Genomic DNA, 22,017 nt, shown 5'->3' with positions numbered 1-22,017 from the left:
TAATGCGCTGCCTATCGAAGCCGCGACAGGCAGTCCCCTTCCATGAGTGCACCGTCGACCATGCCCGATTCCCGTGACGCACGCCTCACGCCCATGGCCCGCTACCGTGCCGACCTCGAGCGCGATGACTTCCAGTACGATGCCGCCCAGGAGCAGGCGGTGGCGCATCTCCAGCGTCTCTACGACGACCTGGTGGCCATGCCGCGGACGCGCCCCCGGGCGCTCCCCCCGGAGGGCGGTCTCAAGTCGCGCATGGCCGGGCTGTTCGGCAAGCGGGGCCGGCGCGAATCCGCGCCGGCCCCGACCCTTCCGGAGGTGACCGGGCTCTACTTCTGGGGCGGGGTAGGGCGCGGCAAGACCTACCTGGTGGATGCCTTCTTCGAGTCGCTGCCGTTCCCGGAGAAGATGCGCACCCACTTCCACCGCTTCATGCAGCGGGTGCACAACGAGCTCGAGCACTACAAGGGCGAGAAGAACCCGCTGCGGCTGATCGCCGCCAAGTTCGCCGACGAGGCGCGGGTGATCTGTTTCGACGAGTTCTTCGTCAAGGACATCACCGACGCGATGATCCTGGCCAACCTGCTCGAGGCGCTCTTCGAACATGGCGTGGTGCTAGTGGCCACCTCGAATATCGTGCCCGATGACCTCTACCGGGACGGCCTGCAGCGGGCGCGCTTCCTGCCCGCCATCGATCTGCTCAACCGCCACTGCGAGGTGGTCAACGTCGACTCGGGGATCGACTATCGGCTGAGGGCCCTGGAGCGTGCCGAGATCTTCCACGCCCCCCTGGACGAGGCGGCGGAGTCGGAGCTGGCGAGAAGCTTCCGCGAGATCGCCGGCCACGAGGGCGAGGCCGATGCGCCCATCGAGGTCAATCACCGCGTGCTGCACGCCCGCCGCCTGCATGACGACGTGGTGTGGTTCGAGTTTCGGGAGCTGTGCGACGGCCCGCGCAGCCAGAACGACTACATCGAGCTGGCACGCGAGTTCCACAGCGTGCTGGTCTCCAACGTGACCCGCATGAGCGGGGCCACGGATGACCAGGCCAGGCGCTTCATCAACATGGTCGACGAGTTCTACGACCGGGGCGTCAAGCTGCTGATGTCCGCCGAGGTGCCGGCGGAGGCGCTCTACGCCGACGGTCGCCTGGAGTTCGAGTTCCAGCGCACGCTCTCGCGACTGCAGGAGATGCAGTCCCACGAGTACCTGGCGCTGCCGCACAAGCCGTGATCCGACCGTGCCACCTCGGGCGTTTGCCAGGCGTTGCCCGTGCCGCGGCTCTCAGGTAGAATGCGCGCTCGCTCGACCGTTGACTCGCCTGCGGCCTGACCGCCGAGCGGGGCAACCAAGAAGAATAGGGATGGTTCCATGCCGGCTCGCCGGCGGCAGAACCCAATACACTGATCTTTGGTGATTCATCCATGAAGACGTTCACTGCAAAGCCGCAGTCCGTCCAGCGCGACTGGTACGTCGTCGACGCCACGGACAAGACGCTCGGCCGACTGGCCACCGAAATTGCCCGCCGCCTGCGCGGCAAGCACAAGCCGGAATTCACCCCGCATGTCGATACCGGCGACTACATCGTCGTGATCAATGCCGAGAAGGTGAAGGTCACCGGCAACAAGGCCACGGCCAAGACCTACTACCGTCACACCGGCTATCCCGGTGGCCTGCGCTCCATGACCTTCGACAAGCTGCTCGACCATGCGCCGGAGCGCATCATCGAGTCCGCCGTCAAGGGCATGCTGCCGAAGGGTCCCCTGGGTCGTGCCATGTATTCCAAGCTCAAGGTCTATGCCGGCACCGAGCATCCGCACGCCGCCCAGCAGCCGCAAGAACTGAACATCTGAGGGAGTCTTCGCCATGACACAGCAGTATTACGGTACCGGGCGCCGCAAGACCTCTACCGCGCGCGTCTTCCTGAAGCCGGGCACCGGCAAGATCACCGTCAACAGCCGTGAGCTGGACCAGTACTTCGGTCGCGTCACCGGCCGCATGGTGGTCCGTCAGCCCCTCGAGTTGACCGATACCCTGAACCAGTTCGATGTCTTCGTCACCGTCAAGGGCGGCGGCGGTTCGGCCCAGGCCGGTGCCATCCGCCACGGCATCACCCGTGCCCTGATGGAGTACAACGAGGAGTTCCGCAGCCAGCTGCGCGAAGCCGGCTATGTGACCCGCGACGCCCGTAAGGTCGAGCGCAAGAAGGTCGGCCTGCGCAAGGCGCGCCGTCGTCCGCAGTTCTCCAAGCGCTGATCACCAGGTCAGCCTGCCAGCTGCGAGAGACACGCCCGAGTCGTTCGACTCGGGCGTTTTGTTTTTCAGATCAATAAATTGTCGGCGAGGTTCCACCTTGGTCAAGGGGTGTTGTCCTTGTATGGAGCAGCGCATTTTCTTACTATAGAGCGCATTTGGTATCCGTGGTCGCGGGACGCTCTACTGCCCGTGATGGAACAGCGGGTAAGCTGATGGGAGAAACCTGAAATGGCAGATAACGGCGTAAACAAGGGTCGGCGCCGTTTCCTCGTTGGTGCCACCACCGTCGTGGGTGCGGTGGGTGCCGTCGGGGTTGCGGTCCCCTTTGTGGCTTCCTGGCAGCCCAGTGCCAGGGCAAGAGCGGCGGGTGCGCCCGTTCAGGCGGACGTGTCCAAGCTCGAACCGGGCCAGCGCATGACCGTCGAGTGGCGGGGGCGTCCGGTGTGGATCATCAACCGCACGCCGGAGATGATCGAGCGCACCGAAGGGTTCGACGGCTCGCGCCTCTCCGACCCCGAGTCCCAGGAACCGCAGCAGCCCGGCTACATCTCCGGCCCGCTGCGCTCCATCCGTCCCGAGATCGGCGTGCTGATCGGTATCTGCACCCACCTGGGCTGCTCGCCGCTCTTCCGTCCCGAACCCGATGCGGTGGACATGGACAACTGGCCGGGTGGCTTCTTCTGCCCCTGCCATGGCTCCTTCTTCGACCTGGCGGGTCGGGTGTTCCGCAATGTGCCGGCACCGACCAACCTGGAGGTTCCGCCCTATCGCTTCGAGACCGATGACATCATCATCGTCGGTGAGGATGAGGAGACTGCCTGATGGCTAACCCGAACAAGGCGAAGGCGGAGAAGGGCCTGATGCGCTGGGTCGATGACCGCTTTCCCGCGACGCAGATGGTCCAGGACCACCTGACCAAGTACTACGCGCCCAAGAACTTCAACTTCTGGTACTTCTTCGGCTCGCTGGCCCTGCTGGTGCTGGTCAACCAGATCCTCACCGGCGTGTGGCTGACCATGAGCTACAACCCCTCCGCCGAGGGCGCCTTCGCCTCGGTCGAGTACATCATGCGCGACGTGGAGTGGGGCTGGCTGATCCGCTACATGCACTCCACCGGCGCCTCGGCCTTCTTCGTGGTGATCTACCTGCACATGTTCCGCGGCCTGCTCTACGGCTCCTACAAGGCGCCCCGCGAGCTGGTGTGGATCTTCGGCATGACCATCTACCTGCTGCTCATGGCCGAGGCCTTCATGGGCTACCTGCTGCCCTGGGGCCAGATGTCATACTGGGGCGCCCAGGTGATCATCTCGCTGTTCTCGGCGATACCCGTGATCGGTCCCGACCTGGCCCAGTGGGTCCGTGGTGACTTCCTGATCTCCGGCATCACCCTGAACCGCTTCTTCGCCCTGCACGTGGTGGCGCTGCCCATCGTGATCCTGGCGCTGGTGGTGCTCCACCTGATCGCCCTGCACGAGGTCGGCTCCAACAACCCGGACGGCATCGACATCAAGGCCAAGAAGGACGAGACCGGCAAGCCGCTGGACGGTATCCCCTTCCACCCGTACTACACGGTGAAGGACATCGTCGGCGTGGCCGTGTTCCTGTTCGTGTTCGCCGTGGTGATCTTCTACTTCCCCGAGGGTGGCGGCTACTTCCTCGAGCGGCCCAACTTCGAGCCGGCGAACCCCATGGTGACCCCTGACCATATCGCCCCGGTGTGGTACTTCACGCCCTTCTACGCGATCCTGCGGGCGATCACCTTCGACCTGTTCGGCCTCGACGCCAAGTTCCTCGGCGTGCTGTTCATGGGCGGTGCCATTGCCGTGCTGTTCGTGCTGCCCTGGCTGGATCGCAGCCCGGTGCGCTCCATGCGCTACAAGGGCTGGATGTCCAAGGTGATGCTGGCCCTGTTCGCCGTCAGCTTCGTCATCCTGGGCATCCTGGGCGCGTTGCCGGCCACCCCGCTGCGCACCCTGGTGGCCCAGCTGTGCACCGCGATCTACTTCGCCTTCTTCCTGCTGATGCCGCTCTACACAAGGCTGGAGAAGACCAAACCTGTTCCGGAAAGGGTGACTGGCTAATGAAAAAGCAACTGTTCGCACTGCTCTTCGCGCTGGTGCCCTTCACGGCCATGGCGGCGCCGGCGGCAGATGTTCCCTTCTCGATGACGCCTGACCTCAAGGACGAGGCCTCGCTGCAGCGGGGCATGCAGCTCTACGTGAACTACTGCATGGGCTGTCACACCCTGGAGCACCAGCGCTTCGCTCGGGCCGCCGAGGATTTCGGCATGCCCCAGGACCTGGTGGAGCAGAACCTGATCTTCTCATCCGAGCTGGCCTACAACGACCAGATGCACAACGCCATGAGCCGTGAGGATGGCGCCAACTGGTTCGGGGCCGCGGCCCCAGACCTGACGCTGCATGGCCGCCTGCGCGGCGGTGACTGGATCTACTCCTACCTGCTGAGCTTCTACCGGGATCCGAGCCGCCCGACCGGCGTGAACAACGCCGTGTTCGACCTGGTGGCCATGCCCAACGTGCTCGAGCCCCTGCAGGGCGTGCAGGAGAAGGTCTGCGCCGAGAGCGACCGTCCCATGGAGGGCGCCGAACTCGACCCGCTGACCGGCAAGTACCAGTCCTGCGACGTGCTGCAGGTCACCCGTCCTGGCGCCATGGAGCCGGACGAGTTCGAGGAGGCGGTCTATGACCTGACCAACTTCCTGGTCTACGTCGGCGAGCCTTCCAAGCTGCAGGCCCAGGCCCTGGCCCCCAAGGTGCTGATCTTCATCTTCATCTTCGGTGTCATCGGCTACCTGCTGAAGCGCGAGTACTGGCGCGACATCCACTGATCCGCCTCGGCGGAACAGACCGGGGGCGTATGGCCGCAGGCCATGCGCCCCCTGTGGTTTCTGCGCGGCCCGCGGCAAGCACCGGCCCTCACCGCTCCGGCTGTCGTGTTATCATTGCGGTTCGAACTGATGCGAGGATTGTTTCATGGGTGTAGTGGCCAAGCGGTCGTCGATGACCTTCTACTCCGGGGGAGCTGATCACTTCAGCCATCGCGTGCGTATCGTGCTCGCCGAAAAGGGCGTCGCGGTGGACATCGTCGAGGTCACCGATGAGCAGCGTCCCGAGGAGCTTGCCGACCTGAACCCCTACAACAGCGTGCCCACGCTGCTTGATCGGGACCTGGTGCTCTACGAGTCCAAGGTGATGATGGAGTACCTGGACGAGCGCTTCCCGCATCCCCCCCTGCTGCCGGTCTACCCGGTGGCGCGCGCCCAGAGCCGGCTGTGGATGCACCGGATCGAGCGCGAGTGGTGCCCGCTGGTCGAGCAGATCGAGCAGGGCCCCAAGAAGGAAGCCGAGAAGGCGCGCAAGGAGCTGCGCGAAAGCCTGATCGGCATCTCGCCGATCTTCGAGGACATGCCGTTCTTCATGAGCGACGAGTTCACCCTGGTGGACTGCTGCCTGGCCCCGATCCTCTGGCGCCTGCCGGCGCTGGGCATCGAACTGCCGGAGAAGCAGGTCAAGCCGCTGCTCAGCTACATGGAGCGGGTGTTCGAGCGCGACGGCTTCAAGGCCTCGCTGAGCGAGAGCGAGCGCGAGATGCGCACCTGAACACTCTGCCGCCCTCTGCCCGTCCGGCGGGGGTGGCACCAGATCCAGGAGGGCCACACGATGCCATCCAGTCGCCCCTACTCGAGTCGTCCATACCTGGCCAGGGCCCTGTACCAGTGGCTGCTGGACAACGACCTCACGCCCTATATCGTCGTCGATGCCGAGCAGCCCGGGGTGGAGGTCCCCCGGCAGTTCGTGCAGAACGGCCAGATCGTGCTGAACCTGGCGCCCACCGCGGTACGTGACCTGTTCCTGGAGAACGAGGCCATCGGATTCGGGGCGCGATTCGGCGGCAAGCCGATGCAGGTGATGGTGCCGATCTCGGCGCTGGTCGCCATCTATGCGCGCGAGAACGGCGTCGGCATGGTGTTCGGCCATGAGCCGGTGATGCCCGAGGAGGCGCCGCCCCAGGAGGACGCGCCATCCCTCTCCAGCGTCGACGCGGCGCAGGAGGAGGCCGAGGCTCCCGAGTCTGGCTCCGATGACGAAGAGGCGCGCCCCCGCAAGGGCAAGCCGTCGCTGCGGGTCATCAAGTAGCCGAGCCGGCTTCCTCGCGACAGCAAAAACGACACGGCAGGCCTTCGGGCCTGCCGTGTCGCGTTAGGTGCCGGGGTTGGGGCGCGGGCGGCTCAGTCGAGGTAGTCGAAGACCTTGACGATGCGCTGCATGCCGCCGACTCGGGAGACCGCATCGACGATGCGATCGGCCTCGGCGCGGGTGACGATGCCCATCAGGTAGACGCTGGCATTCTCGGTCACCACGCGGATGCGGCTCGCATCGATGCGCTCGTTGGCCGCGAGGTTGGTGCGGATGCGGGTATTGAGCCAGGTGTCGGAGAGGCGCTGGCTGGCCGGCAGGTTGGCCGCCACGGAGAGCTCGTTGTGCACGTCGCGCACGTTGCGGACCTGGCTGGCGACCTCGCTGGCCGTCGCCTTGAGCTCTTCGCTGGGGACCTGGCCGGTGATCAGCACGATGCCGTTGTAGCTGTCGACGTTGATGCGCGCGTCGCCCAGGCGGGCATCGGTGCGGCGCAGGTTGTGGCTGATCTTGGTCTCGATGTTCTGGTCTTCGACCTGGGTGCCGGTGGTGCGCTTGCCGTAGTTCTCCTCGATGGTGCCGGGGTGGGTGACGCCGGTCACGGTGGTACAGCCCACGAGGCCGAGGGAGAGGGTCAGCAGCAGGGGGGTGATCAGGGACTTCCGGGTCATGGGGTTCACTCGCTTGTACCGAAGAGTTGTTCGTCGATCAGGTCGCACAGGCAGTGGATCACCAGCAGGTGGACCTCCTGGATGCGCGCCGTGGAGGTGGCGGGAACGCGGATCTCGCAGTCGTCCTGGCCGAGCAGCGACGCCATGTTGCCGCCGTCGCGGCCGGTCAGCGCCACTACCGTCATGTCGCGGTCATGGGCGGCCTGGATGGCCTGGATGACATTGGCCGAATTGCCGCTGGTGGAGATGGCCAGCAGGATGTCGCCGGGCTGGCCGAGGGCGCGGATCTGCTTGGAGAAGACCTCGTTGTAGCTGTAGTCGTTGGCGATGGAGGTCAGTGTCGAGGTGTCGGTGGTCAGCGCCAGCGCGGGCAGGCTCGGGCGCTCGCGCTCGAAGCGGTTGAGCAGCTCGGAGGAGAAGTGCTGGCTGTCGCCGGCGCTGCCGCCGTTGCCGCAGGCCAGGATCTTGCCCTCGCTCACCAGGCACTGGACCATCATCTGGCTGGCCACCTCAATGAAGGGGGGCAGCACCTCGCTGGCATAGGTCTTGGTGTCGATGCTGGCATTGAAGTGGCCGAGAATGCGCTGCTGGAAATCCATGCTGGGTTCCTGGTCCGGTCCGGTTGCTTCCCTAGGGGGCGGTTGGGGGTAGCCGCTCAGTGGGCATCGAAGGCGTTGTCCACCCACTCGAACTCGAGGGCGGGCGGGTGCCCGGTGACGGCCAGCACATCGAAGCGGCACGGACATGATAGCCCGTTGCGCTGGAGATAAAAACGCGCCGCCCGGATCAGCCGGCGCTGCTTGGCGGGGGTGACGGTCTCCAGCGGGTGGCCGTGACGGGTGTCGGCGCGGTGGCGGACCTCGACGAAGACCAGCACCTCGCCGTCGCGCATCACCAGGTCGATCTCGCCGCCCTTGGCATGCTGGTTGACCGCCTCCAGGACCAGGCCCCGCTCGACCAGCCAGGCCGCGGCGTGGCGCTCGATGGCCTCGCCGCGGGCGCGGGCATCACGGGGCCCGGTCATCGCCGAAGATCCCGGGAATCAGGATCGGCTGCGGCACGCCGTTGAGGAAGCGGGCCCAGGGCAGCTGGCGCTGGATGCGGCCATCCTCGCCGGCACGCAGGGTGCCGGTGGCGCCGAACAGCTCGCTGTCGGGCAGCGCCTGGAACTGCGGCAGTCGCAGGGCCAGCTCATAGGCGTCGACGCCCATGGCCCGCAGCCGGAAGAGCGTCGAGTCCTCCTCCTCGCGCAGCTGATGATAGCTGTCGCTGAAGGGCAGGGCGTCCACCCCGCCCACGGCGGCATCGGGGATCTGCCAGGGGATGTCGAGGAACTGGACGTCGTCCAGGTCGTGGTCGAGCTGCGGGTTGAGTCGGCCCTCGAAGAGGTGCGAGGTGGCATAGACCGGCAGCTGGCTGGCGTCGTAGTAGTCCAGGGTCGGCGGTACCTGGCGGGCATAGTCCGGCAGGCCCAGCAGGAACAGCATGTCGGGACGCGGGCTGCCGATGGCCCGGCGGGTGCTCTCGGTGGCCGGGGCGCCCGGGTTGTAGCGCACCGCGTTGGAGACCTCGCCGCCCTGGCTGCTCCACTCGTCCCAGAAGGCTTCCCCCACGCGCCGGCCCCAGTCGTTGTCGGGCACCAGCAGGGCCGCACGGCGGTGGCCGTCTCCCCAGGCCCGGCGGGCCGCCTGGCGTGCCTCGTCCTCGGCGGAGAGGCCGAACTGGAAGAGGCCCTCGGCACGGTTGCGCTCGCCATGGCCGTAGTTGAGGGCGAGGGTGGGCAGCGGCACGCTGTCGCGGCTCTCGAGCTCGGTGACCTGCTCCTTGTCGAGCGGGCCGACCACCACCTGGGCACCGCGGTTCTCGGCCTCGCGATAGAGGGCCGCCAGGTCGCCCTGGCTGGCATCGAGGAAGCTCAGCTGGACCCCGCTGGCACCGCTGCCGACGGCGTCACGGTGGCGGGTACGCATGCCGTCGCCGATCGCGCCGGCTGCCCGGGCCAGGGGCCCGGACTCGGGCAGCAGCACGGCGACATGGCGCACCTCGAGACCGCGCAGTTCGCGCAGGGCGAGGAGCTCGGCGGGCACCTGGCGGGCGGCGGGATGGCGCGGATTGCGCTCCCGCCAGTCATCCAGCCGGGCGAACAGGCGCTGGATGTCGCCGCCGCTGCTGCGCACCCGCTCCGCCAGGGCGACCCAGCCGCGGGTCAGCTCGTCGCCTTCGCGGCCCAGGGTGGAGAGCTCGCCGCCGTCCAGCCGACCCAGCGCGCGCCAGATCGGATCGTTGAGCGACACCTCGTCGGTGGCCGCCTGGACGGCCAGCAGGGCCTCGGCCGCCGCGCGGGGCTCATCCACCTCGAGCAGCGCCAGACCGAGCTGCTCGCGAAGCCCCAGGGCCTCCTCAGGGCCCAGGTCCAGCTCGTCGAGACGCTGGGTCGCCTGGATCACCGCCCAGGGGTCCTCCTCGCGCTGCCCCAGATCGGCCAGCAGCAGCGCCCAGTGGGTGAGGTCGCGGCCCTCGAGCCGGCTGTCGTCGATGTCGGTGGCGATCTCCAGTGCCTGGGTGGTCTGGCCCTGCCGTGCTAGGATGTCGGCCGCCTCCAGCCGGGTGCGGGCCGCCTGTTCCGGTGCCTGCTGCGCGGCCTGCTCAAGCAGGCGGGCGGGGTCGTCGTCGGGCAGGCGGTCGACGCTGCCGGGCTGCATGGCGCAGCCTGCCAGCAGCGTCGCCACCAGCGCGGTGGCCAGCAGGCCGCGTGAGGGTGTCAGCATGAATCCATCCTTCGTCCGTTGTGTCAGGAGCTTGCCGTGGAGCCGCCAGTGTCAGACTCGAAGTCAGGTGTATTGTACGTGGTCGCCACGCCGATTGGGAATCTGGAGGACCTGAGCCCCCGGGCCGCCCGCCTGCTGGGCGAGGTGGCGCTGATCGCCGCCGAGGACACCCGCCATACCGCCGGGCTGCTTCGCCACCTGGGGCTCTCGGTGCCGATGCTGTCGCTGCACGAACACAACGAGGCGGCCCGGGTGGAGCAGCTCGATGCCCGACTGGCCGCCGGGGAGGCGCTGGCGCTGGTGTCCGATGCCGGCACGCCGCTGATCAGCGATCCCGGCTTCGTGCTGGTGCGCGAGCTGCGCGCCCGGGGCCGGCGGGTCGTGCCGGTGCCCGGCCCCTGTGCCCTGGTGGCGGCACTATCGGCGGCCGGCCTGCCCACCGACCGCTTCGCCTTCCAGGGCTTCCTGCCGGCGAAGGGGGCGGGACGTCGCGGTCGCCTGGAGGCGCTGGCCGCGCGCGAGGAGACCCTGGTCTTCTACGAGTCCCCGCACCGCATCCGCGACACCCTGGCCGACCTGGCCACGGTGATGGGCGATCGCCGGGTCGTGCTGGCCCGGGAGCTGACCAAGGCCTTCGAGACCTTCCTCGATGGCAGCGCCGAGGCGCTGCTCGCCCGCATGGAGGTCGACCCCGACCAGGCCCGCGGCGAGTTCGTGGTGATGGTGGCCGGCGCGCCGCCGCGCCAGGAGGACGAAGCGACGGTGGTGGAGGGCGAGGCGCTGCTGGCGGCGCTGCTGGCCGAGGGCGTCGGCGTCAAGCAGGCGGCCTCGGTGGCCGCGCGGGTGCTGGGCGGCGCCAGGAAGGCCTGGTACGCCCGTGCCCAGGCCCTCAAGGATGCGGGTTGAGCCGCGATCAGGCATTGAGGGGCCTGCGGGGCGCTGTTATCCTTGCCGCGGGAGTCGGCCAGACAGTCGCCGCCGGAGTGATCCGGGGGAGGAAAGTCCGGGCTCCACAGGGCAGAGTGCCAGGTAACGCCTGGGCGGCGCGAGCCGACGGAAAGTGCAGCAGAGAGTAGACCGCCTACGTCTCCCTCGGGAGGCCGGCAAGGGTGAAAGGGTGCGGTAAGAGCGCACCGCGCGCCTGGCAACAGTGCGTGGCACGGCAAACCCCACTCGGAGCAAGACCAAATAGGAACCCCATGGCGTGGCCCGCGTCGGGTTCGGGTAGGTTGCTTGAGGGCCGCGGTGACGCGGCCCCTAGAGGAATGACTGTCCACGACAGAACCCGGCTTATCGGCCGGCTCCCCCCGATTTCCATCCCTGAGCGTCCGGCCCGGTGCCGTCCCGCCAGTCGCCGATCGAGAAGCGCATGACGTCATCCGCACCCGACACTCCCCCCCGCGGCTATCGCCATGCCAGCGTGCTGCTCGACGGCGCCGTCGAGGCCCTGATCCATGACCCCGACGGCGCCTACCTGGATGGCACCTTCGGCCGCGGTGGCCACTCCCGGGCGATCCTCGATCGCCTGGGGCAGGGCGGGCGCCTGCTGGCCATCGACCGCGACCCCCAGGCCATCGCCGAGGCGGCCGCCATCCATGACGATCGCTTCACCATCGAGCGGGCCGAGTTTGCCCGCCTCGGCGAGATCGCCGAGCGCCACGGCCTGCACGGCCGCCTGTCGGGCATCCTGCTCGACGTGGGGGTCTCCTCGCCGCAGCTCGACGACCCGGAGCGCGGCTTCAGCTTCCTGCGCGACGGCCCGCTGGACATGCGCATGGATCCCACCCAGGGCGAGAGTGCGGCGGCCTTCATCGCCCGGGCCGGTGAGGATGAGCTGGCCCGGGTCTTCAAGGAGTATGGCGAGGAGCGCTATGCCCGCCGGCTGGCCAGGGCCATCGTGGCGCGACGCAGCGAGCGACCCTTCGCGCGCACCGCCGACCTGGCCGAGGTGGTCAAGGCGGCACACCCTGCCTGGGAGAAGCACAAGCACCCGGCCACCCGGGTCTTCCAGGCGCTGCGCATCCGGGTCAACGGCGAACTCGAGCAGCTCGATGCGGCCCTGGAGGCGGCCCTCGAAGCTCTCGCCCCGGGCGGCCACCTGGTGGTGATCAGCTTCCACTCCCTGGAGGACCGGCGGGTCAAGCGATTCATCCGCCACCACGTGCGCGGCGACACCCACCTGCCGCGTGGGGTGCCGATCCGCGACGACCAGCTCGAGCGGCGCCTCGAGGCACTGGGCAGGGCGCAGCGTCCGACCCCGCAGGAGGTCGACGAGAATCCGCGTGCGCGCAGTGCGGTGATGCGGGTGGCGCGCAAGCGTCACTGAAGGAGGCGACATGGTTCAGGGACGACCATCGACAACCGGCTTCGGGTGGCCGCCTGGCTTGCGGCCCGGTCCCCGGCTGGTGGTCGTGCTGGTGCTGCTGGCGGCCTGCCTGGCCAGTGCCCTGGCGGTGATCACCGCCAGCCACCTGACGCGCGAGCAGTACGGCCGCCTGCAGCAGCTGGAGCGCGAGCAGCAGCAGCTGCAGACCGAATGGGGCCAGCTGCTGCTGGAGGAGAGCGCCTGGTCCTCTCCGGCACGCATCGAGCGGCTGGCCATGGAGCGCCTGGAGATGCGCCTGCCCGACGTCGATGAAGTCGAGGTGATCCGGCCATGAGCACCGAGGTCCGCAGCGGTGTGACGCCGCGCCGCCCACCGCCCATGGCGCCCATGGGCGGTCTGCGCTACGGCCTGATGCTGCTGATCGTGCTGCTGGCCCTCGGCCTGCTCGCCGGGCGCATCGTCACTCTGCACGTCCTCGACAGGCCCTTCCTGCAGGGGCAGGGCGATGCCCGCACGCTGCGCACCGATACCCTTCCCGCCCACCGCGGCATGATCGCCGACCGCCACGGCGAGCCCCTGGCGATCTCCACCCCGGTGGTGACCCTGTGGGCCAACCCTCAGGACGTTCCCGAGGATAGCATTCAGCGCCTCATGCTGGCCCGGGCCCTGAACCTCCCGCTGGAGGAGCTGGAGGCGCGCCTCGAGCGCTTCGCCTCGCGGGAGTTCATGTACCTGCGGCGGCAGATGACCCCCCAGGCGGCCCAGCAGGTGCTGGACCTGCGCGTCCCCGGGGTGTACGCCCAGAACGAGTACAAGCGCTACTACCCGTCGGGGGAGGTGGCCGCCCAGCTGCTGGGGGTCACCAACGTCGACGACACCGGCCAGGAGGGGCTGGAGCTTGCCTACCAGCCCTACCTCGCCGGCACCCCGGGGCAGCGGCGGGTGCTCAAGGATCGCCGCGGTCGCCTGGTGCGCGACCTCGAAGTCCTGCGCGATGCCCGGCCCGGCGGCGAGCTGACGCTGGCCATCGACCAGCGGCTGCAGTACATGGCCTACCGTGAGCTGAAGGCGGCGGTGGCCGAGCACGACGCCGATGGCGGCGTGGTGGTGATGATGGACGCCCGCACCGGCGAGGTGCTGGCCATGGCCAACCAGCCCTCCTACAACCCCAACAACCGCGCCGGCATCGACCCCCGGGGCTTGCGCAACCAGGCCATCGTCGATGTCTTCGAGCCCGGCTCGGTGATGAAGCCCCTGGCCATGGCGGCGATCATGGAGAGCGGCCAGTTCCCCCGCGACGTGGTGGTGGACACATCGCCGGGCTGGATGCGCATCGACCGCTTCACCATCCGCGACATCCGCAACTATGGCGAGCTGGACCTGGCCGGGATCCTCGAGAAGTCCTCCAATATCGGCATGTCCAAGCTGGTGCTGGAACTCGACGACCCGCTGGTCCCCGACCTCTACCGCCGCCTGGGCTTCGGACAGAGCCCCGAGACCGGCTTTCCCGGCGAGTCAACCGGCACCCTGCCGGCGCCGGTGCGCTGGTCACGCAGCCAGTGGGCCGCGCTCTCCTACGGCTACGGCCTGTCGACCTCGGCGCTCCAGCTGGCCAGCGCCTATACCGCCCTGGCCAACGGCGGCGAGCGACTGCCGCCGTCGCTGCTGCGGCTGGACGCGCCGCCGCCGGGCGAGCGGGTCATCGACCCGGCGGTGGCCCACGACCTGCTGCGGGTGATGGAGGCCTCGGTGCAGCCGGGCACCGGCGCGCGACGCGCCATGGTGCCCGGCTATCGCGTCGCCGGTAAGTCCGGCACGGTGCGCAAGACCGGCTCCGCCGGCTACGTGCAGGACGCCTACCGCAGCCTGTTCGCCGGGATCGCGCCGGTCTCCGACCCGCGCATCGTCACCGTGGTGATGATCGACCACCCCCGCGGCGACAGCTACTTCGGCGGGGCCGTGGCGGCTCCGGTCTTCTCGCGTGTCGTCGGCAGCGCCCTGCGCCTGCTCGACGTGCCCCCCGACCAGCGCAGCCGGTGAGGCCCGCCATGTTCCCCCGCCGCTGCCCTTGCCACGACAGGAGACGCCTTCCATGCAGGTGAGTGCATCGCACCTGGCCGCGACCCTCGAGCGCCTCTGGCCCGGCGCCGCCGGGGAGTTCCCCGCGCTGCCGGCGGAGCCCCTGACGCTGACGCTGGATAGCCGCCAGGCCGGCCCGGGGCGCGTGTTCGTGGCCGTGCCCGGGGTCGCCGCCGACGGCCGCGACTTCATCGAGGCGGTCCTGGCCGCCGGCACCTGCCTGGTGCTGTGTCACTCGGGCGACGCCAGGGCCTGCCCCGACGACCCGCGTGTGCTGACGCTGGATGGCCTGCGCGAGCGCCTCGGCGAGCTGGGCCGCGTGCTCTTCGCCGTGCCCGAGTCCCTGGAGCTGATCGGCGTCACCGGCACCAACGGCAAGAGCTCGGTGACCCACTACATCGCCGAGCTGAGCCGGGCGCTGGGCGTCGAGGCGGGGCTGGTCGGCACCCTGGGCCACGGCCGCCCCGGCGCCCTGGCAGCAGGCGGGCTCACCACCCCGGGGCCGCTGGCGCTGCAGGCCATGCTGGGCGAGCTGGCGGGCATGGGGGTGCGCCGGGTGGCCATGGAGGTCTCCTCCCACGCCTTGGAGCAGGGACGCCTCGACGGCTGCCGGATGCGTGCCGCGGTGTTCACCAACCTGACCCGCGACCACCTGGACTACCACGGCAGCATGGCGGCCTATGCCGCGGCCAAGGCGAGGCTGTTCCGCCGCGACGAGCTCGAGCTCGCGGTGGTCAACGCCGACGACCCCCTGGCCCGGCTGATGCTGGCCGGCCTGCCGGGTGGCCAGGAGGGGCGGGTGCGGGTGCTGGCCACCGGGAAGGGCGAGGCGGTGACCTTCCGGGTCATCGACTGGCACCCCCACGGGACCGGCCAGCGGGCGCTGGTGGCCACCCCCGAGGGCGAGCGGGTGCTGGAGGCTGCCCTGCTCGGGCGCTTCAACCTGGACAACGTGCTGCTGGCCATCGCCACCCTCTACGGGCTGGGCCACCCCATCGGCGCGCTGTTCGACGCCGCCGCCGACCTGACGCCGGTGCCGGGGCGCATGGAGCCGCTGGTGCGGCCCGGCGCGCCCACCGTGGTGATCGACTACGCCCATACGCCCGATGCCCTGGACAACGCCCTGGCCGCGCTGCGCGACCACCTGCCGCTGGATGGGCGGCTGTGGTGCCTGTTCGGCTGCGGCGGCGATCGCGACCCGGGCAAGCGACCGGAAATGGCCGCCGCCGCCGAGCGCCACGCCGACCGCCTGGTGGTGACCGATGACAACCCGCGTGGCGAGGAGCCGGCACGGATCCGCGCGGCGGTGCTTGCCGGGCTTTCCGCCCCGGCGCGGGGGGGGGCCCTGGAGATCGACGGCCGGGCGGCGGCCATCGCCCGGGTGCTCGCCGAGGCCGGTGACGACGACGTGGTGCTGATCGCCGGCAAGGGGCACGAGACCTACCAGGAGATGGCCGGCGTGCGCCACCCCTTCTCGGACCTCGCCGAGGCCGAGCGGGCGCTGGACCGACGCGCGACGGGGGAGGGCGCGTCATGAGCCGCTGCGGGCTGACCACCCTGGGCGAGGTGACCGAGGCGCTGGGCCTCGCGGCGCCGACGGAGGACCTGGCGATCGGCGAGATCGTCACCGATACCCGGCGGTTGGCCCCGGGCAGCCTGTTCGTGGCGCTCAGGGGCGAGCGCTTCGATGCCCACGACTTCCTGGGCCAGGCCCGGGAGGCCGGCGCCGTGGCGGCCCTCGTCGAACGCTCCGTGGACGACCCGCTGCCCCAGCTCGAGGTGGCCGACACCCGCCTGGCGCTGGGCCTGCTCGGCCGGGCGCGGCGGCGCGCCTGGGGCGGCCCCCTGGTGGCCGTCACCGGCAACAGCGGCAAGACCACGGTCAAGGAGCTGCTCGCCGCGCTGCTGTCGTGCCGCGGGGCCACCCTGGCCACCCGCGGCAACCTCAACAATGACTTCGGCGCGCCGCTGACCCTGCTCGAGCTCACGCCGTCGCACCGCCAGGCGGTGGTGGAACTAGGGGCCAACCATCTCGGCGAGATCGCCTGGACCAGCGTGCTGGCCGAACCCCGGGTGGCGGTGATCACCAATGTCACCGGTGCCCACGTGGGGGAGTTCGGTGGCATGGGCCGGATTGCCCAGGCCAAGGGCGAGATCCTCGCCGGGCTGCCCGCCGACGGCATCGCGGTGCTCAACCGCGACGACACCTTCTTCGCCACCTGGTCACGGCTGGCGGCTCCCCGCGAGGTGCTCGACTTCGGCCTCGCGGACGGGGCGCGGGTCACGGCGTCGGCGCTGGCCTGCGACGACCTGGGGCGCTATGCTTTCACGCTTGTCGTCGACGGCCGCGAGCAGGGCCGGGTGCAGCTCGGGCTGCTGGGGCGCCACAACGTGGCCAATGCCCTGGCCGCCGCCGCCGCGGCGCTGGCCATGGGGCTGTCGCCCGCCGAGGTGCTGGCCGGCCTGGCCGGCGTGACGCCCCTGGCGGGACGCCTGTCGGCGGTGGCCGGCATCAACGGCTCGCGACTGCTGGACGATACCTACAATGCCAACCCCGGCGCGGTGAAGGCGGCGCTCGAACTGCTGGTCACGCTGCCCGGGCCGCACTGGTGCCTGCTGGGTGCCATGGGGGAACTGGGAGAGGCCTCCGACCGGCTGCATGCCGAGATCGGACGCTACGCGCAGGAACTGGGGATCGACTTCCTCGGCACCCTCGGCGAGGCGGCGACTGCCGCCAGCCGGGCCTTCGGCGAAGGCGGGTGCCATTTCAACGATCGGGAGGCGCTGACGCGCCACGTCCTCAACCATCTGCCGCCCGGCGCCAGCGTGCTGGTCAAGGGGTCGCGCAGTGCCGGCATGGAACGGGTGGTAGCCGCACTGCGTACGGATGCATCAAGGTGAACGCGATACATGCTGCTTTATCTGGCTGATTTCCTGGCGCAGTTCTTCAGCGCCTTCAACGTCTTCAACTACCTGACCCTGCGCATGATCCTGGGCACGCTCACTGCCCTGGTGCTCTGCCTGTGGCTGGGGCCGGTGATGATCCGCCGGCTGGTCGAGCGCCAGATCGGCCAGGCGGTGCGCGACGACGGCCCCCAGTCACACCTCTCCAAGGCCGGTACCCCGACCATGGGCGGGGCGATGATCCTGATGGCCATCGCCGTCAGCACGCTGCTGTGGGGCGATCTCGCCAACCACTACGTCTGGGTGGTGCTGGCCGTGACCCTGGGGTTCGGGGCGATCGGCTGGGTCGACGACTACCGCAAGGTGGTGGAGAAGAACCCCCGCGGCCTGCCGGCGCGCTGGAAGTACTTCTGGCAGTCGGTGATCGGCCTGGCCGCCGCCCTGCTGCTCTACGTCACGGCAGCCTCGCCGGTGGAGACCAGCCTGATCGTGCCGCTGTTCAAGGACGTGGTGCTGCCGCTGGGGGTCTTCTACGTGGTGCTGACCTATCTGGTGATCGTCGGCAGCTCCAATGCGGTCAACCTCACCGACGGCCTCGACGGCCTGGCGATCATGCCCACCGTGCTGGTGGCCATGGGCCTGGCGGTGTTCGCCTACGCCAGCGGCAACGGCGTCTTCGCCAGCTACCTGCAGATCCCCTTCATTCCCGGGGCGGGGGAGCTGGCGGTGTTCTGCGCCACCATCGCCGGCGCAGGCCTGGGCTTCCTGTGGTTCAACACCTACCCGGCCCAGGTGTTCATGGGCGACGTCGGGGCGCTGGCGCTGGGCGCCGCGCTGGGCGTGGTGGCGGTTATCGTGCGCCAGGAGATCGTGCTGTTCATCATGGGCGGCATCTTCGTCATGGAGACCGTCTCGGTGATCCTCCAGGTGGGCTCCTACAAGCTGACCGGCCGGCGGATCTTCCGCATGGCGCCCCTGCACCACCACTATGAGCTCAAGGGGTGGCCCGAGCCGCGCGTCATCGTGCGCTTCTGGATCATCACCGTGGTGCTGGTGCTGATCGGCCTGGCCACCCTCAAGGTGCGCTGAACCTGGCACGTCGTCACGCCTCGGGCAAGGAGCTGTTCATGGTCAAGGTGCCGAAGGGCGTCACCCTGGTGGTCGGACTCGGCGTCTCGGGTCGCGCCATCTGCCGCCACCTGTCCCGCCAGGGGGTGCGCTACCTGGTGGCCGACACCCGTGCCGTTCCGCCCGGCAGGGACGACTTCCTGGCCGCCCATCCCGGGGTCGAGCTCCACTGCGGGCCGCTCACCGACCTGGACCTCTCCGAGGTGGAGGAGGTGGTTCTGAGCCCGGGGATCGATCCGCAGGCCCCGGGGCTGGCCGAACTGGCCGGCTGCACCCGCGAGGCTACCGGCGACCCCCTGCTGGTGGGCGAGATCGCCCTCTTCGTTCGCGCCTGCCATGCGCCGATCGCCGCCATCACCGGCTCCAACGCCAAGTCCACCGTGACCACGCTGGTCGGCGAGATGGCCCGCGAAGCGGGGGTGCGCGTGGCGGTAGGCGGCAACCTGGGCACGCCGGCCCTGGACCTGCTGGCCGATGCGCCCGACGCGGACCTCTACGTGCTGGAGCTCTCCAGCTTCCAGCTCGAGACCACGCCGCGGCTGGGGGCCGAAACCGCGGCCTTCCTCAACCTCTCCGAGGACCACCTGGATCGGCATGGCGACATGGCCGGCTACCGCGCCGCCAAGCTCGGCATCTTCCGCGGCGCGCGCCACGGGGTGGTCAACGCCGAGGACCCCAACACCTGGCCCGAGGAGCGGCTGCCGGCCCAGGATCGCTTCACCACCCGGCCCCCGGAGGCGGGGGAGTGGGGCATCGGCCGCTACCGGGGCGCCGACTGGCTGATGCACGGCGACGCGCCGCTGATGCCGGCGGCCGAGGTGCGCCTGGCCGGGCGCCACAACCAGGCCAACGCCCTGGCGGCGCTGGCCATGGGGCACCGGCTGGGTCTGCCGCTGCCGGCCATGTGCGCGGTGCTGAGGCGCTTCCCGGGCCTGCCCCACCGGGGCGAGCTGGTGGCCGAGGCCGGCGGGGTGCGCTGGATCAACGACTCCAAGGGCACCAACGTCGGGGCGACCCTGGCCGCCATCGCCGGGCTCGGTCCGACCCTCGAGGGCAAGCTGATCCTGCTGGCCGGCGGGGTCGGCAAGGGGGCCGACTTCCGCCCCCTGGCCGAGCCCCTGGCCCGCTACGGCCGCGAGGCGATCCTCTTCGGCGCCGATGCCGAGCGCCTCGCGCGGGCGCTGCGCGGGCACCTGCCGCTCAGCGAGGTGGGGGAGCTCTCCGCAGCCATGGCCCGGGCGGCCCGGATCGCCGAGCCCGGTGACTGCGTGCTGCTGTCGCCGGCCTGTGCCAGCCTCGATCAGTTCGCCAACTACCAGGAGCGGGGCGAGGCGTTCCGCTCCTGGGTGCAGCGCCACGTGGCCCGGGAGGTGACATGAAGCGCCTGGCCCGCCTGCGCGAGCGCCTCTCCACCCGCGACCAGCCCTTCGACGGCTGGCTGCTCACGGCGGCCCTGGCGCTGATGCTGATCGGCTGGGTGATGGTCACCTCGGCCTCCTCGGAGGTGGCCGCCAGCCTGACCGGCAACGCCTGGTACTTCAGCATCCGCCACGGCATCTTCCTGGTGGCGGCCCTGGTGGCCGCCGCCCTGGCCCTGCGCGTGCCCCTGGTGTGGTGGAAGGTCAACGGCCCGCTGCTGCTGCTGGTGGGTATCGCCCTGCTGGTGCTGGTGCTGCTGGTGGGGCGCGAGATCAACGGCAGCAAGCGCTGGATCTCGATCCCCGGGGTGCCCTTCAACCTCCAGGCCTCCGAGGTGGCCAAGCTCTGCCTGATCGCCTATATGGCCGGCTATCTGGAGCGCTTCCTGCCCCAGGTGCGGCGCCAGTGGGGGGCCTTCCTGCGCCCGCTGCTGGTGATGGCGCTGATCGGGGTGCTGCTGATCCTCGAACCCGACTACGGGGCCGTGGTGGTGATGACCGCCTGCGTGATGGGCATGCTGCTGATGGCCGGCGCGCCCTGGGGTCGCTTCCTGCTGCTGGCGCTGGTGGTCGCGGCCGGCGGGGCCCTGCTGGCGATCGCCGAGCCCTATCGGCTGGCGCGCCTGGCCAGCTTCGCCGACCCCTGGGCGGACCAGTTCGCCAGCGGCTACCAGCTGACCCAGGCGCTGATCGCCTTCGGCCGCGGCAGCTGGCTGGGCATGGGCCTGGGCAACAGCGTGCAGAAGCTCTTCTACCTGCCCGAGGCCCATACCGACTTCGTCTTTGCGGTGCTCGCCGAGGAGCTCGGCCTGTTCGGTGCCATCGGCGTGGTGGGGCTCTTCGCCCTGCTGATCTGGCGCGCCATGGCGGTGGGGCGTCGCGCCGAGCTGGCCCGGCTGCCCTTCGCCGCCTACCTGAGCTACGGCATCGCCCTGGTGATCGGTGCCCAGGCCTTCATCAACATCGCGGTGAGCACCGGCATGCTGCCCACCAAGGGCCTGACCCTGCCGCTGCTCAGCTACGGCGGCTCGAGCCTGCTGGTCAGTGCGGTGATGATGGCCCTGCTGCTGCGGGCGGACATCGAGACCCGCCAGGCCGTGCGACGGGCGAGCCCCACCGCACCGCGGGCCGGCGAGCGACGTCCCGACACCCGACCCCAACCCCAAGGAGTCCCGAAGTGAGCCAGCATCAGCAACGTCGTGCCCTGATCATGGCCGGAGGCACCGGGGGCCACGTGATACCGGCCCTCTCGCTGGCCCGCGGCCTGGCCGCGGAAGGGGTGCGGGTGGAGTGGCTGGGCAGCCCCCGCGGCATCGAGAACCGCCTGGTGCCGGAGGCCGGCATCCCGCTGCACCGGATTCGCGTGGCCGGGCTGCGCGGCAACGGCCTGGCCGGCTGGCTGCTGGCGCCGATCAACCTCACCCGGGCCGTCTGGCAGGCGTGGCGGATCATCCGCGCCTACGACCCCCAGCTGGTGGTGGGCCTGGGCGGCTTCGCCAGCGGCCCCGGCGGCCTGGCGGCCTGGCTCGCCGGCCGGCCGCTGGTGATCCACGAGCAGAACGCCGTGGCGGGCCTGACCAACCGGGCCCTGTCGCGCCTGGCGCGACGGGTCTATGCGGCCTTCCCCCAGGCCTTTCCCGGCCGCGGGGAGGTGGTCGGCAACCCGGTGCGCGCCGAGATCGCCGCCCTGGGCGAGGCACCGCGGGGTGCCGAGGCGATGCGCGGCCGGCGCCTGCGCCTGCTGGTGGTGGGGGGGTCGCTGGGGGCTCAGGCCCTCAACGAGCGGCTGCCCGAGGCCCTGGCCCGACTGCCGGAGGCCGAGCGTCCCGAGGTGCGTCACCAGGCCGGCCGCGACAAGGACGCGGCGACCCGCGAGGGGTATCGCCAGCACGGGGTCGAGGCCGAGGTGACGGCCTTCATCGATGACATGGCCGGCGCCTACGGCTGGGCGGACCTGGTGGTGTGCCGCGCCGGGGCGCTGACCGTGGCGGAACTGGCCGCGGCAGCCAGGCCGGCACTGTTCGTGCCCTTTCCCCATGCGGTGGACGACCACCAGACCGCCAACGCCCGGGCGCTGGTGGAGGAGGGGGCCGCCGAGCTGCTGCCCCAGACAGAACTCAACGCGGCGACGCTGGCCGACCGGCTGGCGGCGCTGCTCGATCCCGACACACTCGCCGCCATGGCCGCGCAGGCGCGTGCCTGCGCACACCTCGACGCCGTCGAGCGCCTGGTGGCCGGCTGCATGGAGACAGGTTTTGAGCGATAGCACGTCACGGCCGGTACCCGGCCAATCCCTCCCGGCGCGGCGCGGCC

22 protein-coding genes and 1 other RNA gene are annotated in these 22,017 nt (G+C 70.1%); 19 read left to right on the top strand and 4 right to left on the bottom strand.

What is annotated here, in order from left to right:
• Positions 1-42 precede the first annotated feature (42 nt).
• The 8 genes from zapE (at position 43) to NFC98_RS11720 (ending at position 6,410) form a co-directional block, all read left to right on the top strand.
• The gene (gene zapE / locus NFC98_RS11755) at positions 43-1,230 is read left to right on the top strand and encodes a cell division protein ZapE (RefSeq protein WP_254275156.1); all 1,188 of its coding nucleotides are present in this window, start codon (positions 43-45) and stop codon (positions 1,228-1,230) included.
• Between the two features lie 191 nt (positions 1,231-1,421).
• Positions 1,422-1,850, top strand: coding sequence for a 50S ribosomal protein L13 (gene rplM, locus NFC98_RS11750; RefSeq protein ID WP_183330087.1), 429 nt, complete (start codon positions 1,422-1,424; stop codon positions 1,848-1,850).
• A 13-nt stretch (positions 1,851-1,863) separates the two neighbouring features.
• Positions 1,864-2,253: a 30S ribosomal protein S9 gene (gene rpsI / locus NFC98_RS11745; protein ID WP_183330088.1), complete on the top strand. Its 390-nt coding sequence runs from the start codon at positions 1,864-1,866 to the stop codon at positions 2,251-2,253.
• 228 nt (positions 2,254-2,481) lie between these two features.
• Positions 2,482-3,075, top strand: coding sequence for a ubiquinol-cytochrome c reductase iron-sulfur subunit (gene petA, locus NFC98_RS11740; RefSeq protein ID WP_254275155.1), 594 nt, complete (start codon positions 2,482-2,484; stop codon positions 3,073-3,075).
• Positions 3,075-4,334 carry a cytochrome bc complex cytochrome b subunit gene (locus NFC98_RS11735; RefSeq protein WP_254275154.1) on the top strand — a complete coding sequence of 420 codons (1,260 nt, stop codon included), beginning with the start codon at positions 3,075-3,077 and terminating at the stop codon, positions 4,332-4,334. The genes petA and NFC98_RS11735 overlap by 1 nt, the downstream gene beginning before the upstream one ends.
• Complete coding sequence (locus NFC98_RS11730; RefSeq protein WP_254275153.1) at positions 4,334-5,101, top strand: cytochrome c1; 768 nt, start codon at positions 4,334-4,336, stop codon at positions 5,099-5,101. The genes NFC98_RS11735 and NFC98_RS11730 overlap by 1 nt, the downstream gene beginning before the upstream one ends.
• A 145-nt stretch (positions 5,102-5,246) precedes the next feature.
• On the top strand, positions 5,247-5,873 hold the full coding sequence (gene sspA, locus NFC98_RS11725; protein ID WP_183330092.1) for a stringent starvation protein SspA: 627 nt from the start codon (positions 5,247-5,249) through the stop codon (positions 5,871-5,873).
• Between the two features lie 60 nt (positions 5,874-5,933).
• Complete coding sequence (locus tag NFC98_RS11720) at positions 5,934-6,410, top strand: ClpXP protease specificity-enhancing factor (RefSeq protein WP_254275152.1); 477 nt, start codon at positions 5,934-5,936, stop codon at positions 6,408-6,410.
• Positions 6,411-6,502: 92 nt separating this feature from the next.
• On the opposite strand, the gene NFC98_RS11715 is transcribed toward NFC98_RS11720, so the two are convergent.
• Genes NFC98_RS11715 through NFC98_RS11700 form a run of 4 tightly spaced genes read right to left on the bottom strand, consistent with a single transcriptional unit; the run spans position 6,503 to position 9,849 of the window.
• Positions 6,503-7,081, bottom strand: coding sequence for a BON domain-containing protein (locus tag NFC98_RS11715; protein ID WP_254275151.1), 579 nt, complete (start codon positions 7,079-7,081; stop codon positions 6,503-6,505).
• A 5-nt stretch (positions 7,082-7,086) separates the two neighbouring features.
• The gene (locus tag NFC98_RS11710; protein ID WP_183330095.1) at positions 7,087-7,680 is read right to left on the bottom strand and encodes a phosphoheptose isomerase; all 594 of its coding nucleotides are present in this window, start codon (positions 7,678-7,680) and stop codon (positions 7,087-7,089) included.
• 56 nt (positions 7,681-7,736) lie between these two features.
• Positions 7,737-8,105, bottom strand: coding sequence for a YraN family protein (locus NFC98_RS11705; RefSeq protein ID WP_254275150.1), 369 nt, complete (start codon positions 8,103-8,105; stop codon positions 7,737-7,739).
• On the bottom strand, positions 8,089-9,849 hold the full coding sequence (locus tag NFC98_RS11700; RefSeq protein WP_254275149.1) for a penicillin-binding protein activator: 1,761 nt from the start codon (positions 9,847-9,849) through the stop codon (positions 8,089-8,091). Before NFC98_RS11700 ends, NFC98_RS11705 begins: the two co-directional genes overlap by 17 nt.
• 48 nt (positions 9,850-9,897) lie before the next feature.
• On the opposite strand from NFC98_RS11700, the gene rsmI reads away from it, so the two are divergent.
• The 11 genes from rsmI (at position 9,898) to murG (ending at position 21,970) form a co-directional block, all read left to right on the top strand.
• Complete coding sequence (rsmI, locus tag NFC98_RS11695; protein ID WP_254275148.1) at positions 9,898-10,755, top strand: 16S rRNA (cytidine(1402)-2'-O)-methyltransferase; 858 nt, start codon at positions 9,898-9,900, stop codon at positions 10,753-10,755.
• A 50-nt stretch (positions 10,756-10,805) separates the two neighbouring features.
• Positions 10,806-11,158: RNase P RNA component class A (gene rnpB / locus NFC98_RS11690), an RNA gene on the top strand.
• 60 nt (positions 11,159-11,218) lie between these two features.
• A complete protein-coding gene (gene rsmH, locus NFC98_RS11685) occupies positions 11,219-12,175 on the top strand; it encodes a 16S rRNA (cytosine(1402)-N(4))-methyltransferase RsmH (protein WP_183330099.1) in 957 nt (318 codons plus the stop codon).
• Between the two features lie 10 nt (positions 12,176-12,185).
• Positions 12,186-12,509, top strand: coding sequence for a cell division protein FtsL (ftsL, locus tag NFC98_RS11680; protein ID WP_183330100.1), 324 nt, complete (start codon positions 12,186-12,188; stop codon positions 12,507-12,509).
• On the top strand, positions 12,506-14,215 hold the full coding sequence (locus NFC98_RS11675; RefSeq protein ID WP_254275147.1) for a penicillin-binding protein 2: 1,710 nt from the start codon (positions 12,506-12,508) through the stop codon (positions 14,213-14,215). The genes ftsL and NFC98_RS11675 overlap by 4 nt, the downstream gene beginning before the upstream one ends.
• Before the next feature lie 52 nt (positions 14,216-14,267).
• Positions 14,268-15,791 (top strand): UDP-N-acetylmuramoyl-L-alanyl-D-glutamate--2,6-diaminopimelate ligase, encoded by a 1,524-nt coding sequence (locus tag NFC98_RS11670; protein WP_254275146.1) that lies wholly within the window; start codon positions 14,268-14,270, stop codon positions 15,789-15,791.
• On the top strand, positions 15,788-17,155 hold the full coding sequence (gene murF / locus NFC98_RS11665) for a UDP-N-acetylmuramoyl-tripeptide--D-alanyl-D-alanine ligase (protein WP_254275145.1): 1,368 nt from the start codon (positions 15,788-15,790) through the stop codon (positions 17,153-17,155). Before NFC98_RS11670 ends, murF begins: the two co-directional genes overlap by 4 nt.
• Before the next feature lie 9 nt (positions 17,156-17,164).
• Positions 17,165-18,247 (top strand): phospho-N-acetylmuramoyl-pentapeptide-transferase, encoded by a 1,083-nt coding sequence (gene mraY, locus NFC98_RS11660; protein WP_183330105.1) that lies wholly within the window; start codon positions 17,165-17,167, stop codon positions 18,245-18,247.
• Between the two features lie 38 nt (positions 18,248-18,285).
• Positions 18,286-19,665: a UDP-N-acetylmuramoyl-L-alanine--D-glutamate ligase gene (murD, locus tag NFC98_RS11655; RefSeq protein ID WP_254275144.1), complete on the top strand. Its 1,380-nt coding sequence runs from the start codon at positions 18,286-18,288 to the stop codon at positions 19,663-19,665.
• The gene (gene ftsW / locus NFC98_RS11650; protein WP_254275143.1) at positions 19,662-20,885 is read left to right on the top strand and encodes a putative lipid II flippase FtsW; all 1,224 of its coding nucleotides are present in this window, start codon (positions 19,662-19,664) and stop codon (positions 20,883-20,885) included. The genes murD and ftsW overlap by 4 nt, the downstream gene beginning before the upstream one ends.
• Positions 20,882-21,970 (top strand): undecaprenyldiphospho-muramoylpentapeptide beta-N-acetylglucosaminyltransferase, encoded by a 1,089-nt coding sequence (murG, locus tag NFC98_RS11645; protein WP_254275142.1) that lies wholly within the window; start codon positions 20,882-20,884, stop codon positions 21,968-21,970. The genes ftsW and murG overlap by 4 nt, the downstream gene beginning before the upstream one ends.
• Positions 21,971-22,017 lie beyond the last annotated feature (47 nt).

The organism is Halomonas sp. 3H (assembly GCF_024206005.1).
Classification (GTDB): Bacteria; Pseudomonadota; Gammaproteobacteria; order Pseudomonadales; family Halomonadaceae; genus Halomonas; species Halomonas campaniensis.
The sequence above is the reverse complement of the archived record's forward strand: the minus strand, read 5'-3'. Positions and strand labels throughout refer to the sequence as shown.